This window comes from Streptomyces cyaneus (genome assembly GCF_004028635.1).
Taxonomy (GTDB): Bacteria; Actinomycetota; Actinomycetes; order Streptomycetales; family Streptomycetaceae; genus Streptomyces; species Streptomyces cyaneus.
On record NZ_ML138679.1, the window covers coordinates 167,625 to 182,258 of the forward strand.

Genomic DNA, 14,634 nt, shown 5'->3' on the forward strand with positions numbered 1-14,634 from the left:
GCATGACGCCCAAAGCACAAGAAACCAGTGGCCCGCGAGAAACCAGTGGTCCGCGTCTCGACGAGCGGATCACCGGCGCCCTGGTCGGCGCGGCGGTCGGCGACGCCCTCGGCGGGCCGGTGGAGGGCTACTCCCCCGACCAGATCCTTCAGCGCCACGGCGGCCGCGTCCACGGCATCGTCGGCCCCTGGAACGGCGACGCCTGGCGCACGGCCCGCCCCATCGCGCCGTACCACAAGGGCGACGGGCACATCACCGACGACACGTTGCTGACGCACGCGCTGATCCGGGTCTACGCGACGGTCCGCGACCACCTGGACGCGTACGCGATCGCCGACCACCTGGTCCCGGACCTGATGACGAACCCGCGCTGGATCCCGGAGCTGGAGGCCGAGGCGCTCCCCCTGCACCGGATCTTCCTGGCGGAGAAGTGGCTGGTGGCCAGGCTCCACTACGGCCACGTGGACCCACGAGAGGCCGGTGTCGGCAACATCGTCAACTGCGGTGCGGCGATGTACATGGCCCCGGTCGGCCTGGTGAACGCGGCCGATCCCAGGGCCGCGTACGCGGAGGCCCTGGACGTCGCGGGTGCCCACCAGTCGTCGTACGGCCGCGAGGCGGCGGGCGTCTTCGCGGCGGGGGTCGCCGCGGCGTGCGCTCCCGGCTCGACACCGGACACGATCGTCACGGCCTGCCTGTCCCTGGCGAAGGACGGCACGAGGGCGGCGATCGAGAAGGCCTGTGAAGCGGCAAGCCGTCACACGGACTTCGAGTCGGCCCTGACCCCGCTCCGGGAGGCGGTCGCCCCGTACGACACGGTGGGCCCCGACTACCGCCAGCCTTCCCTCGGCGCCCGCCGCCCCTCCCGCCTGCACGCGATCGAGGAACTCCCCATCGCCCTGGCCATGGTGCTGGTCGCGAACGGCGACTACCGCCAAGCGGTCCTGGGCGCGGTGAACTACGGCCGCGACTGCGACTCGATCGCGACGATGGCGGGCGCCCTGGCCGGCGCCCTGGGCTCACCGGTCCCCGAGGACTGGTCGAAGACGGTCGCGGAGGCCAGCCGCCTGGACCTGTGGGCACCACCCCGCACTCTGACCGAGGTCACGAGGGAGATCCACGCCCGCGACGTAGACCGCCGCCGAGCCCACGAAGCGGCCTTCACGGCACTGGAGGGCCGAGGATGCTCCGACTGACCTGGGTCCAGCCGGAGGACCTGCTGGGCCACGAGCTGCGCCAGGCGGCCCTGGACGGCCGGGAGCCGTCGAGGATCGCGGAGAGGTGGAAGGCGGCGGGTGGTGGAGAAGCCCCGCTGCGGGCGGGGGCGTCCACAAAACCGGCGTCGAGGTACCTGCGGACACTGGCGGAGGACCTGCTGGACGAACTGGCCGACCTGCCCAGCAGGTTGAAGGACGACGAGCCGACGGACCTGGAGAAGATCAAGTTCCTGTGCCCGAACTGGCCGAGCGACTCCGGCACCTCCACAGCAACCCCCGCTCCGGCCGCCTACGAGGCCGCCTGGCTCGGCCGAGCCATCGGCTGCCTCCTGGGCAAGCCCGTGGAGAAGCTCCCCCTCGAAGCCATCCGCCGGCTGGCCAAAGCCACCGGAAACTGGCCCCTGACCACCTACTTCACCGCTCGCGGCGTCCCCCAGGACCTCCTCGCCGCCCACCCTTGGAACCGCCGCTCGGCCCTCACCTCCCTCGCCGAGAACATCGACGGCATGCCCGAGGACGACGACCTCAACTACCCCCTCCTCAACCTCCTCCTGCTCAGGCGCCACGGCAGAGCCTTCACCACCACGGACGTAGCCCGCCTGTGGCTCGACGAACTCCCACCCGGCCGCACCTTCACCGCCGAACGCATCGCCCACCGCAACCTCCTCCTCGGCATCGAACCCCCGCACACGGCCCGCCACCGCAACCCCTTCCGCGAGTGGATCGGCGCCCTCATCCGCGCGGACGTCCACGGCTGGACCAACCCCGGCAACCCGGCCGCCGCAGCCGAACAGGCCCACCGCGACGCGACCCTCACCCACACCGCCAACGGCGTCTACGCGGCGATGTTCACGGCGGCAGTCATCGCGCAGGCAGCGACAGCGACGGCCACGACGTCAGCGACCGCAGCCCCCGACATCCACACCTGTCTGCGCACGGGCCTCACGGTGATCCCCCCGAACTCCCGCCTGGCCCGAGCCGTCCGGCACGCCATCCAACTGGCCGACACCCACGAGGACTTCGACACGGTCGTCGACGAACTCCACGCCACCCACGCGCACGCCCACCACTGGGTCCACGCCATCCCCAACACCGCCCTGATCACCGCCGCCCTCACGCACGCGAACGGCGACTTCACCGGCTCCATCTGCCGTGCCGTATCGGGAGGTTGGGACACCGACTCCAACGGTGCGACGGCGGGCAGCATCGCCGCCCTCCTCACCGGCACCCCCGCCGCCCTCCCCGATCGCTGGACGGCCCCCCTCAAGAACCGCCTCGCCACCTCCGTCGCCGACTTCAACGGCACTGGCTTCGACGCACTGGCCCGACTCACGCACGAACTCGCCCGTCCGCTCTCCCCCTTGGAGGCCACTCGCCCATGACCGACATCGTCGTGCTCGGCAGCACGAACATGGACCTCGTCACCTACGTCGAGAAGGCCCCGCAGCGCGGCGAGACCGTGACGGGCCGGGAGTTCCGTACGATCCCCGGCGGCAAGGGCGCCAACCAGGCGATCGCGGCGGCCCGCGCGGGCGGCAACGTCTCGATGATCGGCGCCGTGGGGAACGACGCCTACGGCACCCGCCTGCGCTCCACCCTCGAACACTCCGGCGTCGACACCGACGACCTCCGCACGGCCGAGGGCCCGTCCGGCACCGCGCACATCGTCGTGGACGACGAGGGCGGCAACGCGATCGTCGTGATCCCCGGCGCGAACGGCACGCTGGACCACCTGAGCCCCGGCGACGAGGGCGTCATCGCCGCCGCAGAGACCCTCCTGCTCCAGCTGGAGATCCCGCTGGCCGCGGTCCTCGCCGGCGCGCAGGCGGCCCACCGCCACGGCGTCCGTACGATCCTCACCCCCGCGCCCGCCCAGCCGCTCCCCCGCGAACTCCTCGCCACCATCGACCTGTTGGTCCCCAACGAACACGAGGCCACCACCCTCACCGGCCGCACCGACCCCCGAGAGGCGGCCACCGCGCTGCTCGACCAGGTGCCCGAGGTCGTCGTCACCCTGGGCGCGGCCGGCAGCCTGTACGCCACCCGCGGCGCCGACCCCGTGACCGTCCCGGCGCCCAAGGTCACCGCCGTCGACTCCACCGGCGCCGGCGACACCTTCGTCGGCGCCCTCGCGGTGGCACTCGGCGAGGGGCGGCCGATGCGGGAGGCGCTGGCGTGGGCGGCAGAGGCCGCGGCTCTGTCGGTCCAGCGGGAGGGCGCCTCGGTGGCGATGCCGTACCGTCCCGAGATCGACGCGCGGTACGCCTCATGACCGCGCCCGGCCCCCAGCCCCCTACCGCCCCTGCCCCTCTCCGTACCACCCCCGCACCTCCCCTGACCGGCCTGCGCGTCCTCGACCTCGCCACCCTCTTCGCCGGCCCCCTCGCCGCCACGATGCTCGGCGACTTCGGCGCGGAGGTCGTCAAGGTCGAGCACCCCGCGAAGCCGGACCCCTCCCGCGGTCACGGCCCGTCGAAGGACGGCGTGGGCCTGTGGTGGAAGGTCCTCGGCCGCAACAAGCGCAACATCACCCTGAACCTCTCCAAGCCAGGCGGCCGCGCCACCCTCCTGCGCCTTGCCGCGACCGCGGACGTCGTCATCGAGAACTTCCGCCCGGGCACCCTGGAGAAATGGGACCTCGGCTGGCCCGAACTCTCCGCCGCCAACCCCCGCCTGGTCCTCACCCGCGTCACCGGCTTCGGCCAGTTCGGCCCCTACGCCCACCGCCCCGGCTTCGGCACCCTCGCCGAGGCGATGAGCGGCTTCGCCGCGCTCACCGGCGAACCGGACGCACCCCCGACGCTCCCGCCCTTCGGCCTGGCCGACTCGATCGCCGCCCTCGCGACCGCGTACGCGGTACTGACGGCACTGGCCGCGCGCGAGCGCACCGGCGAGGGCCAGGTCGTCGACATGGCGCTGATCGAGCCGATGCTGCTGGCCCTCGGCCCCCAGCCGACCTGGTACGACCAGCTGGGATACGTCCAGGAACGCACCGGCAACCGCTCCGCCAACAACGCCCCGCGCAACACCTATCGCACCGCGGACGGAGGCTGGGTCGCCGTCTCCACCTCCGCCCAGTCGATCGCCGAGCGGGTGATGCACCTGGTGGGACGCCCCGAGCTGATCGACGAACCGTGGTTCGCGACGGGCGCCGACCGGGCCCGCCACGCCGACGTCCTCGACCGGGCGGTCGGCGACTGGATCGCCCGCCACACCCGCGCCGACGTCCTCGCCGCCTTCGAGAAGGCGGAGGCCGCGGTGGCCCCGATCCAGGACGTACGGGACGTGATGACGGACCCCCAGTACGCGGCCCTCGACACGATCACCACCGTCGACGACCCCGAGCTGGGGGCGCTGCGCATGCAGAACGTCCTCTTCCGTCTCTCCGCCACCCCCGGCACGATCCGCTGGGCGGGCCGCCCGCACGGCGCGGACACGGACGAGATCCTCACCGACCTGGGCCTGACCCCCGCCGAACTGGCAGCCCTGCGCGAGGAGGGCGCCCTGTGACGAGCCCGGCAACGACCGCCCCCTTCCCCCTGACCTGGCTGTACGCACCCGGAGACCGCCCACAGGTGGTGGCCAAGGCCCTGACGTCCGGCGCCGACATCGTCATCGTCGACCTGGAGGACGCGGTGGCCCCGGACCGCAAGGACTACGCCCGCGCGGCCACGGCCGACCTGCTCGCCGAGCCGGAGCACCCCGTCCCCGTCCACGTCCGCGTGAACGCCCTGGGCACCCCGCCCGCGGCGAAGGACCTCGAGGCACTCGCCGCCCTCCCCGGCCTGTCCGGCCTGCGTCTGCCGAAGGTGACCTCCGCCGAGCAGATCATCCACCTCGCCGAGACCACACCGCCCGGCGACCCGGGCGCGACCCCGCTGCACGCCCTCCTGGAATCGGCCCTGGGCATCGAGCGCGCCCACGCCATCGCCTGCGCCCACCCCTGCCTCCACGGCATCTCGCTGGGCGAGGCGGACCTACGGACCGACCTGGGCGTACGGGGCGACGCGGGCCTCGACTGGTCGCGCTCCCGCGTCGTCGTCGCCGCGCGGGCCGCGGGGCTGCCCCCACCGTCCCAGTCGATCCACCCGGACATCCGCGACCTGGAGGGCCTGGCGGCATCCTGCGCCCACGGCCGCACCCTGGGCTTCCTCGGCCGGGCTGCCATCCACCCCCGCCAACTCCCGGTGATCGAACGGGCCTACCTCCCCACGGAGGCGGAACTGGAACAGGCGGAGACGATCCTCAAGGCAGCGGCGACGGAACACGGCGCCCAGGCCCTGCAGGATGGAACCTTCATCGACGCGGCGGTGGTGGCGGCGGCCCAGCGGACCCTGTCGCTGGCGCGCCGCCGCTGAGCAGGCCCACACACAGCGAGGGCGCCCGGGTGGTCCCGAGCGCCCTCATCACCGTAGAACCAGGCCTCACGCCTTCTTCGTAGCCGACTCGGCCTCGTCGCTCGGTTCCTTCTCGTCCTTCTCGGCCTCCGCGTCCGACGCGTCCGCCTCGGCCTTGTCGGCCTTGTCGCCCTCGGTCTTCTTGGCGTCGGCCGTCCCGGCGTCGGTCTCGGTACCGCCCTCGACCTCACCGTCGGCGTCACCGCCCGAGGCACCCGGCTCGACCACGGCCTCCCGGCCGGGCCGCTTCTTCGCCGACACCACGAGGTACGTCACCGCGAGCAGGAACACGACCAGCGCGGTCCAGACGTTCAACCGCACGCCCAGGATGCGGTGGGCGTCGTCGACCCGCATGTACTCGATCCACGCGCGGCCCGCGCAGTACCCGGCGACGTACAGCGCGAACGCCCGCCCGTGCCCCAGCTTGAAGCGGCGGTCGGCCCAGATCACCAGCAGCGCGACACCGATGCACCACAGGGACTCGTACAGGAACGTCGGGTGGTACGTGCCCGGCATGCGCCCGTCCGTGGAGGACGTGATCTTCAACGCCCAGGGGAGGTCGGTCGGCCGGCCGTACAGCTCCTGGTTGAACCAGTTGCCCCAGCGCCCGATCGCCTGGGCGAAGGCGATGCCGGGGGCGACGGCGTCGGCGTACGCGGGCAGCGGGATGCCCCGGCGGCGGCAGCCGATCCACGCACCCAGCGCGCCGAGCGCGATCGCACCCCAGATGCCGAGGCCGCCCTCCCAGATCTTGAAGGCGTCCACCCAGTCACGGCCCTCGCTGAAGTACAGCTCGTAGTCCGTGATCACGTGGTAGAGACGTCCGCCGACGAGACCGAAGGGCACGGCCCAGACCGCGATGTCGGCCACCGTGCCGGCCCGCCCGCCGCGGGCGACCCAGCGTTTGTTGCCGAGCCAGACGGCCACGAAGACACCGATGATGATGCAGAAGGCGTAGCCGCGCAGCGGAATGGGGCCGAGGTGGATCACTCCGCGCGACGGGCTGGGAATGTAGGCAAGTTCCATGGCAAGGTCGACGCTACCCTGCCGGGCGGCAGCGATGGCAGGCAGCCCGGCTACGGGTCCATAACGGGCAGTGCCCTGAGCAGGCCCTGCCCCGTCACGGCGTCACCCCTTGGCGGCCTCCTCCACCATCTGCTTCAGCTTCGCCGGCGTCATCGTCTGGTCCTGGTAGATGTTCTTGCCGTTCAACAGCACCGTCGGCGTGCCGCTGAAGCCGCCCTTCTGGAACGCCTCGTTGGACTTGCTGACCCAGCTGTTGTGCGTGCCGTCCTCGACGCACTTGCGGAAGGCAGGCGTGTCCAGGCCCTTGACCTTGGCCGCGAGCTCCAGGAGCTTGCTGTTCTTGGCGAAGGCGTCGTCGACCTCGGGCGGCTGGTTCTGGTACAGCACGTCGTGGTACGGCGTGAACTTCCCGGCGTCCTGGGCGCAGGCCGCGGCATTGGCGGCGTTGCGGGAGCCGGTGCCGCCCATGTTGCCGTCGATGATCGTCGCCAGGTGGTAGTCGACCTTGAGCTTGCCGGAGTCCGTCAGCTCATGGATCGTCGATCTGTACCCGTCCTCGAAGGACTTGCAGGCCGGGCAGCGGAAGTCCTCCCAGACAGTGAGCGTCGACTTGGCGCTCGCCTCGCCCACCGGGATCGCGAGCCCGTCCTTGCCCTGCGCCCCCGAGGGGCCGACCACCGGCCCCGCCGAGTCACCGCTGTCCTTGCCGGCGTTCGCCGCGACGACTCCGATCACCGCCGCGAGTCCCAGCACGCAGACGACGCTCGCGCCGACGATCAGCGCACGGCGCCGCTTGTCGGCGGCCTTCTGCTTCTCACGCTCGACCGCCAGCCGCTCCCGGGCGGTCCGCTTTCCCTCACGATTCTTTTCGCTCACACCCGCAGAAACGAACCGGGGAGGCGCAGCGCGCCTCCCCGGCCTCAGGTCCACCCGTTCGAGCGACTCGTACGGAATGACCTTCTTCTGAAGATGTCTCCTACCTGCGGAAGGCCCCTTCTACGCCTGTCCGCGCACGCCCTTCGCCAGCTCGCCGGCGAGCGTGCGCACAGCCTCGACGCCGGCCGCGTCGTCCGGCGCGTCCAGCATCCGCTTGACGAAGGCAGAGCCGACGATCACGCCGTCGGCGAAGCCGGCGACCTCGGCGGCCTGCGCGGCGTTGGAGACACCGAGCCCGACGCAGACGGGCAGGTCGGTGCCGGTGGCCCGGGTGCGCTCGACCAGGTCCTGCGCCTGCACGCCCACGGACTCACGGGTACCGGTGACGCCCATCAGCGAGGCGGCGTAGACGAACCCGCTGCCGGCCGCGGTGATCTGCCCGAGCCGCTCGTCCTTGCTGCTGGGCGCCACGACGAAGACCGTCGCGAGCCCGTGCTTCTCGGCGTGCTCCCTCCACAGCGCCGACTCCTGGACGGGCAGGTCGGGCAGGATGCAGCCCGCACCGCCCGCCTCCGCCAGCTCGGCGGTGAAGCGCTCGACGCCGTAGCGGTCGATGGGGTTCCAGTACGTCATGACGAGGATCGGCTTGCCGGTGGCCTCGTGGGCCTCGCGGACCGTACGCATGACATCCGCGATCTTGACGCCGCCGCGCAGGGCGATGTCGTCGGCGGTCTGGATGACGGGCCCGTCGAGGACGGGGTCGCTGTGCGGCAGACCGACCTCCACGACGTCCGCGCCCCCGTCGAGTGCGGCCTTGATCGCCTCGATGCCGCCGTCCACGGCCGGGAACCCGGCCGGGAGGTAGGCGATGAGGGCGGAGCGGCCCTCGGCCTTGGCGGCGGCGAGGGTGTCCGTCAACAGCTGGATGTTCCCGCTCACTTGGCGTCCCCCTGGATCTCGGCCACGCCGCCGTTGGCGTCGGCGGCGACCTCGGCGTCGGTGTCGTACAGGCCGAAGTAGCGTGCGGCCGTGTCCATGTCCTTGTCGCCGCGCCCGGACAGGTTGACCACGATCAGCCCGTCCTTGCCCAGCTCGCGGCCGACCTCCAGGGCACCGGCGAGCGCGTGGGCGCTCTCGATGGCCGGGATGATGCCCTCGGTGCGGGACAGCAGACGCAGCGCCTGCATCGCCGCGTCGTCGGTGACCGCGCGGTACTCACCGCGGCCGCTGTCCTTGAGGTAGGAGTGCTCGGGTCCGATGCCGGGGTAGTCCAGACCGGCCGAGATCGAGTACGGCTCGGTGATCTGGCCCTCCTCGTCCTGCAGGACGTAGGAGCGGGAGCCGTGCAGGATGCCGGGCTCGCCGACGGTCAGGGTGGCCGCGTGCTCACCGGTCTCGACACCGTGCCCGGCGGGCTCACAGCCGATGAGGCGTACGTCCGTGTCGGGGATGAAGGCGTGGAAGAGACCGATGGCGTTGGAGCCACCGCCGACGCAGGCGATCGCGGCGTCGGGGAGGCGGCCGGCGCGCTCCAGGAGCTGGCGGCGCGCCTCGACGCCGATCACGCGGTGGAAGTCGCGGACCATGGCGGGGAAGGGGTGCGGGCCGGCGACCGTACCGAAGAGGTAGTGGGTGTGGTCGACGTTCGCCACCCAGTCGCGGAACGCCTCGTTGATGGCGTCCTTGAGCGTGCGGCTGCCGGACTTCACTGCGATGACCTCGGCGCCGAGCATGCGCATCCGGGCCACGTTCAGGGCCTGGCGCTGGGTGTCGATCTCACCCATGTAGATGGTGCACTCGAGGCCGAACAGCGCACAGGCGGTGGCCGTCGCGACGCCGTGCTGGCCGGCACCGGTCTCGGCGATGACCCGGGTCTTGCCCATGCGCTTGGTGAGCAGGGCCTGACCGAGCACGTTGTTGATCTTGTGCGAGCCGGTGTGGTTGAGGTCCTCGCGCTTGAGGAACACGCGGGCGCCGCCGGCGTGTTCGGCGAAGCGGGGGACCTCGGTGAGGGAGCTGGGGCGGCCGGTGTAGTTGACCAGCAGGTCGTCGAGCTCGCGGGCGAACTCGGGGTCGTGCTTGGCCTTGTCGTACTCGACGGCCACCTCGTCCACGGCGGCGACGAGGGCCTCCGGGATGAACTTGCCGCCGAACGCGCCGAAGTAGCCTTCGGCGCTGGGGACTTGACCCTCCGGGTCCGGGATGAAGAAGTCGCTGGGCATGCGGAAACCTCACGGTGAGTTTGTGGAATGCACTAATCGCCGTGGGGGCGGGGCTATCGCTGTCGGCTGAAGGCCGACTGTGGCGTGTCGCGCAGTTCCCCGCGCCCCCAAGGGGCGCGCTGCCATCGACGGCCGTTCACCTGCCCAGGTTCGTCACCGATCACGTAGCGGACCCGACGACCGTGCACCCTGCGCGCGGGGGCACGGCAGCCGCGGGGACGGCAGCCGCGCGCGAGGCGGGCGTACGGGTCCCTGGGCACCGGGGTGATCGTCGGAGTCATCGTCGGTCAGCTTACCGGGTGATCAGCCGCGTCCGTGTCGCAATGCGGGGTGCTCGCCCGCCGCCACCAGGTCGGCGACCGCCGTCTTCGGGTCCTTGCCGGTGACCAGGGACTCGCCCACCAGGACCGCGTCGGCGCCGGCGTTGGCGTACGCGATGAGGTCGTGCGGGCCGCGGACGCCGGACTCGGCGACCTTGACGAGGCCGGCGGGGATCTCGGGCGCGACGCGCTCGAACGTCCCGCGGTCGACCTCCAGGGTCTTCAGGTTGCGCGCGTTGACACCGATGATCTTCGCGCCCGCGTCCACGGCACGCTCGACCTCGTCCTCGTCGTGCACCTCCACCAGCGGGGTCAGGCCGATGGACACCGCACGCTCGATCAGCGACTCCAGCGCCGACTGGTCGAGGGCCGCGACGATCAGCAGGGCGAGGTCGGCGCCGTACGCCCGGGCCTCCCACAGCTGGTACGACGTGACGATGAAGTCCTTGCGCAGGACCGGGATGTCCACGCGCGCGCGGACCGCCTCCAGGTCGGCCAGCGAGCCGCCGAAGCGCCGCTGCTCCGTCAGGACGGAGATGACGGCCGCGCCGCCCGCCTCGTAGTCCGCGGCGAGTCCGGCCGGGTCGGCGATCGCGGCCAGCGCGCCCTTGGAGGGGCTGGAGCGCTTGACCTCACAGATGACCTTGACGCCGTCGCCCTTCAGCGCGGCGACCCCGTCCTTGGCGGCGGGGGCCTTCGCCGCGCGCTCCTTGAGCTCGTCGAGGCTGACGCGCGCCTGCCGCTCCGCGAGGTCGGCACGGACTCCGTCGATGATCTCGTCGAGCACACTCACGCGAGCGGCCCCCTTCCAGACGGTCGGTTGTGAAAGCGGTACGAAAACTGTGGTCACTGCGATGGTATCCGGAGGAGGGCGTAGGCCTCGCATCCGGTTGACGCCGGTCCCACTACCTGGACGTTCTCCAGTTGATCAAGGGTGCAGCCAGCCACCGAAGGGCAGGTTCCGGACAACGGTGAAGACCAGCAGCAACGCGCCCGCGGTCCACAGCTGCACCGGCCCGGGATCGATCCTGAGCGGCCGCCCACGCACCGCACGGACCACCCATACGGTCCACACGACGGCGAACAGCGCATAGCCGGCGACAGCCATCGCGTTGTCCTGGAGCGCCGTCAGGAAGTCCCCGTGGACGACCGCGTGCGCACTGCGCAGGCCGCCGCAGCCGGGGCAGTAGATGCCGGTGTACTGCAGGAGCGGGCAGGCGGGGTAGTGGCCGGGCTCGTTCGGGTCCACGGTGCCGACGTATGCGAAGGCACCGACGACGGCCGCGAGCACCCCCGCCGGCACGGCCAGTCGCCCCAGCACGGCACCGGACCGGGTCGGCCTCCGGTTGTCGGCGTTCACGCCCTGCATTGTGCCCCCCCCTTGCCCCGAACGCGCGTGAGGGGCGCCCCCTGGCACCCATCGGTGCCGGGTCGCCCCTCAGCGAAGTCGTGCGACTGCTCAGCTCTCGACGGCCGCCGCCTCGCGCTCCTGCGTCATGAGCAGCGCCTTGTGAGCGTCCTTCGGCTGGCCCATGCCCATCGCGCTCATGATCCAGCCGACGACGCCGCCGAGGACCACGACGACCAGGCCGGCCCAGAAACCCGCGGGCTGGGCCATCACCATGAAGGCGCCCGAGACGCAGAAACCGATGAAGGCGATCGTGACACCGGTCCAGGCGGCCGGGGTGTGACCGTGGCTGCTGCCCGCCATTACTTGCTCCTCGTTGCTGAAGTACGTGTCCGAGCCTGACGCTCGCTGCCATTGTCCCGCACGCGTAAGCATGCGGTGATCGGGGGTAGCCCTCGCGAGTCGCCGCCGGGGGGCTGCAACGCCGCTGAGGGGCGCGGGGCTCTGTTTGATTTGCGGCTACCGCCGCGTGGGCGCGACCAGCCCCCACGGCCCGCAGGTTGATTACCGGCCCCCAGCGGAGCGCCTACGCGCCGGTCGGGTCCTCGCCCCGGTCGAGGGCCTTCCAGAGTTCCTCGGGCCGGTCGGGGTCGGCGGCCTGGGCCGTGCGGCGCGGCCGGGGAGTGCCGCCGCGCTCGTAGCGGCCGGACATCCCGGGCCACAGTCGGCCGTAGCGCAGGGCCAGCAGTCCGGCGAGCAGGATCAGGGCGCCGCCGACGGCCGCGACGTACGGCCAGGCGGTGTGGGTGAGGGCCTGGACGGTGGCCGAGGTGTCGCCGGAGGCCTGCGCGGCCTTCTCGTCCAGCGCGGAGCTGTCGGAGGCGCCGAGCAGGGCCGCGGCCACGGTGCCGGCGCCGGAGAGCGCGAGCAGGCCGGCGACCATGAAGCGGCCGGCCCGGCGGACGGCGAAGACGGCGACGAGCGCGGCGAGCCCCACTATGGCCAGGGCCGCGGGGACGCCCGTGACGTCGCTGCCCTTGGCGATCAGCGGGAACGGGCCGCCGGCCACCGTCACGGTGCCCTCCGACCAGCGCTGCCGGGTGGAGAGCAGCGCGACGGCCGCGCCGAGCGCGCCGCACAGCAGGGCAACGGCAAGACTCATACGGCCGGCCCGGGCGGAACCGGGGGCTTCGGATCGGGGGTGCGGTACAGCAGTCACGTACTCCACTATCACCCGAACCCCGAACGATCAGTCACCCGGGGTTCGGGTGAGAGGGCCACCCGGGTTCACGTGAGCCGGTTCGCGGTGTGTACCGCCCGCAGTACCGCCGCCGCCTTGTTGCGGCACTCGGTGTCCTCGGCGACCGGGTCCGAGTCGGCGACGATGCCCGCGCCGGCCTGGACGTACGCCGTGCCGTCGCGCAGCAGGGCCGTGCGGATGGCGATGGCTGTGTCGGAGTCGCCCGCGAAGTCGAGGTAGCCGACGCAGCCGCCGTACAACCCGCGCCTGGACGGCTCGAGTTCGTCGATGATCTGCATCGCGCGGGGCTTGGGGGCGCCGGAGAGAGTGCCGGCCGGGAAGCAGGCCGTCAGGACGTCGAAGGCCGTACGGCCGGGTGCCACGCGTCCCGTCACCGTCGAGACGATGTGCATCACATGGGAGTACCGCTCGATGGACATGAAGTCGACGACCTCGACGGAGCCGGGTTCGCAGACCCGGCCCAGGTCGTTGCGGCCCAGGTCGACCAGCATGAGGTGCTCGGCGCGCTCCTTGGGGTCGGCGAGCAGTTCGTCGGCGAGGGCCTGGTCCTCCTGCGGGGTGGCGCCGCGCCACCGCGTCCCGGCGATGGGATGGACCATCGCCTGCCCGTCCTCGACCTTCACCAGGGCTTCCGGCGAGGAGCCGACGACGTCGAAGCCGTCGAAGCGGAACAGGTACATGTACGGGGAGGGATTGGTCGCCCGCAGCACCCGGTAGACGTCCAACGCGCTTGCCGTGCACGGCGTTTCGAAGCGCTGGGAGGGGACCACCTGGAAGGCTTCCCCGGCCCTGATGCGCTCCTTGATGTCCTCGACGGCCTCCTGGAAGTCCTCGCCGCCCCACAGGGCCGTGTAGTCGGGGAGCTCGGAGGGCGGGAGCACGGCCGGCGGCTGGGCCACCGCGCGCGAGAGGTCGGCCTGCATGGCGTCGAGGCGGGCGATCGCGTCCGCGTAGGCCTCGTCGACACCCGTGTCGAGGTCGTTGTGGTTGATCGCGTTGGCGATCAGCAGGACCGAGCCCTCCCAGTGGTCCATGACGGCGAGGTCACTGGTGAGCAGCATGGTCAGCTCGGGCAGCCCCAAGTCGTCCCGCTCGCCGGGGCCGATCTTCTCCAGGCGGCGCACGATGTCGTAGCCGAGATAGCCGACCATGCCGCCGGTGAAGGGGGGCAGGTTCAGGTCGTGGGCGAGGTCGCGGGGCGTGTGCAGGGCCTCGATGGTGGCGCGCAGGGCGGCGAGCGGGTCGCCCTCGACGGGGACGCCGACGGGCGGGGAGCCGAGCCAGTGGGCCTGCCCGTCGCGCTCGGTGAGGGTCGCGGCGGAGCGTACGCCCACGAAGGAGTAGCGGGACCAGGACCTGCCGTTCTCCGCGGACTCCAGCAGGAAGGTGCCGGGGCGCTCGGCGGCGAGCTTGCGGTACAGCGCGACCGGGGTGTCGCCGTCGGCGAGGAGCTTGCGGGTGACCGGAATGACGCGGCGGTCGGTGGCCAGCTTGCGGAACGTCTCGAGGTCCATGGCGGCTGACCTTACTGATCCGTGGCCGGTACGCCGGAATCGGCGCCGTCCTTGAGCAGTACGTCCTCGTCGAAGCAGGTGCGCGCGCCGGTGTGGCAGGCGGCGCCGACCTGGTCGACCTTGACGAGCACGGTGTCGGCGTCGCAGTCGAGGGCGACGGACTTGACCCACTGGAAGTGGCCGGAGGTGTCGCCCTTGACCCAGTACTCCTGGCGGCTGCGCGACCAGTAGGTGCAGCGGCCGGTGGTGAGCGTGCGATGCAACGCCTCGTCGTCCATCCAGCCGAGCATGAGCACCTCTCCGGTGTCGTACTGCTGGGCGATGGCGGGCAGGAGCCCGTCCGCGCTGCGCTTGAGGCGCGCGGCGATCTCGGGGTCCAGCCGACTGGGCTGACTGGGCGTGCTCGTGGTCATGCCTGCCATTGTGCCGCGCGCCACTGACAACCCTGGGTGA

The 14,634-nt window shown here is 72.0% G+C and carries 16 protein-coding genes; 5 read left to right on the top strand and 11 right to left on the bottom strand.

The window, feature by feature from the left end; translation table 11 throughout:
- Nucleotides 1–2 precede the first annotated feature (2 nt).
- From EHO50_RS07850 to EHO50_RS07870, 5 genes are read left to right on the top strand one after another with little or no spacing between them, the layout of a single operon-like run.
- Entirely contained in the window at nucleotides 3–1,196 is a 1,194-nt protein-coding gene (locus tag EHO50_RS07850; RefSeq protein WP_128429134.1) for an ADP-ribosylglycohydrolase family protein, read from the top strand.
- On the top strand, nucleotides 1,184–2,599 hold the full coding sequence (locus tag EHO50_RS07855; protein ID WP_128429135.1) for an ADP-ribosylglycohydrolase family protein: 1,416 nt from the start codon (nucleotides 1,184–1,186) through the stop codon (nucleotides 2,597–2,599). The genes EHO50_RS07850 and EHO50_RS07855 overlap by 13 nt, the downstream gene beginning before the upstream one ends.
- Nucleotides 2,596–3,489, top strand: coding sequence for a ribokinase (rbsK, locus tag EHO50_RS07860; RefSeq protein ID WP_128429136.1), 894 nt, complete (start codon nucleotides 2,596–2,598; stop codon nucleotides 3,487–3,489). Before EHO50_RS07855 ends, rbsK begins: the two co-directional genes overlap by 4 nt.
- Nucleotides 3,486–4,727, top strand: a complete 1,242-nt coding sequence (locus EHO50_RS07865; RefSeq protein WP_128429137.1) for a CaiB/BaiF CoA transferase family protein — start codon at nucleotides 3,486–3,488, stop codon at nucleotides 4,725–4,727. The genes rbsK and EHO50_RS07865 overlap by 4 nt, the downstream gene beginning before the upstream one ends.
- Nucleotides 4,724–5,575 (top strand): HpcH/HpaI aldolase/citrate lyase family protein, encoded by an 852-nt coding sequence (locus EHO50_RS07870; protein WP_128429138.1) that lies wholly within the window; start codon nucleotides 4,724–4,726, stop codon nucleotides 5,573–5,575. The genes EHO50_RS07865 and EHO50_RS07870 overlap by 4 nt, the downstream gene beginning before the upstream one ends.
- A gap of 66 nt (nucleotides 5,576–5,641) precedes the next feature.
- Here EHO50_RS07870 and lgt read toward each other — a convergent pair whose 3' ends face one another.
- The 11 genes from lgt to hisI all read right to left on the bottom strand — a co-directional run bounded on the left by lgt (nucleotide 5,642) and on the right by hisI (nucleotide 14,603).
- Nucleotides 5,642–6,640 carry a prolipoprotein diacylglyceryl transferase gene (gene lgt / locus EHO50_RS07875; RefSeq protein WP_128429139.1) on the bottom strand — a complete coding sequence of 333 codons (999 nt, stop codon included), beginning with the start codon at nucleotides 6,638–6,640 and terminating at the stop codon, nucleotides 5,642–5,644.
- Nucleotides 6,641–6,742: 102 nt separating this feature from the next.
- The gene (locus EHO50_RS07880) at nucleotides 6,743–7,516 is read right to left on the bottom strand and encodes a DsbA family protein (RefSeq protein ID WP_164904783.1); all 774 of its coding nucleotides are present in this window, start codon (nucleotides 7,514–7,516) and stop codon (nucleotides 6,743–6,745) included.
- Between the two features lie 120 nt (nucleotides 7,517–7,636).
- On the bottom strand, nucleotides 7,637–8,455 hold the full coding sequence (trpA, locus tag EHO50_RS07885) for a tryptophan synthase subunit alpha (RefSeq protein ID WP_128429141.1): 819 nt from the start codon (nucleotides 8,453–8,455) through the stop codon (nucleotides 7,637–7,639).
- Nucleotides 8,452–9,738 (bottom strand): tryptophan synthase subunit beta, encoded by a 1,287-nt coding sequence (gene trpB / locus EHO50_RS07890; protein ID WP_128429142.1) that lies wholly within the window; start codon nucleotides 9,736–9,738, stop codon nucleotides 8,452–8,454. The genes trpA and trpB overlap by 4 nt, the downstream gene beginning before the upstream one ends.
- Before the next feature lie 53 nt (nucleotides 9,739–9,791).
- On the bottom strand, nucleotides 9,792–10,019 hold the full coding sequence (gene trpM / locus EHO50_RS45960; protein ID WP_128429143.1) for a tryptophan biosynthesis modulator TrpM: 228 nt from the start codon (nucleotides 10,017–10,019) through the stop codon (nucleotides 9,792–9,794).
- A 22-nt stretch (nucleotides 10,020–10,041) separates the two neighbouring features.
- Entirely contained in the window at nucleotides 10,042–10,851 is an 810-nt protein-coding gene (gene trpC / locus EHO50_RS07900) for an indole-3-glycerol phosphate synthase TrpC (RefSeq protein ID WP_128429144.1), read from the bottom strand.
- A gap of 135 nt (nucleotides 10,852–10,986) precedes the next feature.
- Nucleotides 10,987–11,427 (bottom strand): DUF2752 domain-containing protein, encoded by a 441-nt coding sequence (locus EHO50_RS07905; RefSeq protein WP_128429145.1) that lies wholly within the window; start codon nucleotides 11,425–11,427, stop codon nucleotides 10,987–10,989.
- Between the two features lie 90 nt (nucleotides 11,428–11,517).
- Nucleotides 11,518–11,769 (bottom strand): HGxxPAAW family protein, encoded by a 252-nt coding sequence (locus tag EHO50_RS07910; RefSeq protein WP_128429146.1) that lies wholly within the window; start codon nucleotides 11,767–11,769, stop codon nucleotides 11,518–11,520.
- A 223-nt stretch (nucleotides 11,770–11,992) separates the two neighbouring features.
- Nucleotides 11,993–12,634: a TIGR02234 family membrane protein gene (locus EHO50_RS07915; RefSeq protein WP_128429147.1), complete on the bottom strand. Its 642-nt coding sequence runs from the start codon at nucleotides 12,632–12,634 to the stop codon at nucleotides 11,993–11,995.
- A 59-nt stretch (nucleotides 12,635–12,693) separates the two neighbouring features.
- A complete protein-coding gene (locus tag EHO50_RS07920) occupies nucleotides 12,694–14,181 on the bottom strand; it encodes an anthranilate synthase component I (protein ID WP_128429148.1) in 1,488 nt (495 codons plus the stop codon).
- An 11-nt stretch (nucleotides 14,182–14,192) separates the two neighbouring features.
- Nucleotides 14,193–14,603 (bottom strand): phosphoribosyl-AMP cyclohydrolase, encoded by a 411-nt coding sequence (gene hisI / locus EHO50_RS07925; RefSeq protein ID WP_128429149.1) that lies wholly within the window; start codon nucleotides 14,601–14,603, stop codon nucleotides 14,193–14,195.
- Nucleotides 14,604–14,634 lie beyond the last annotated feature (31 nt).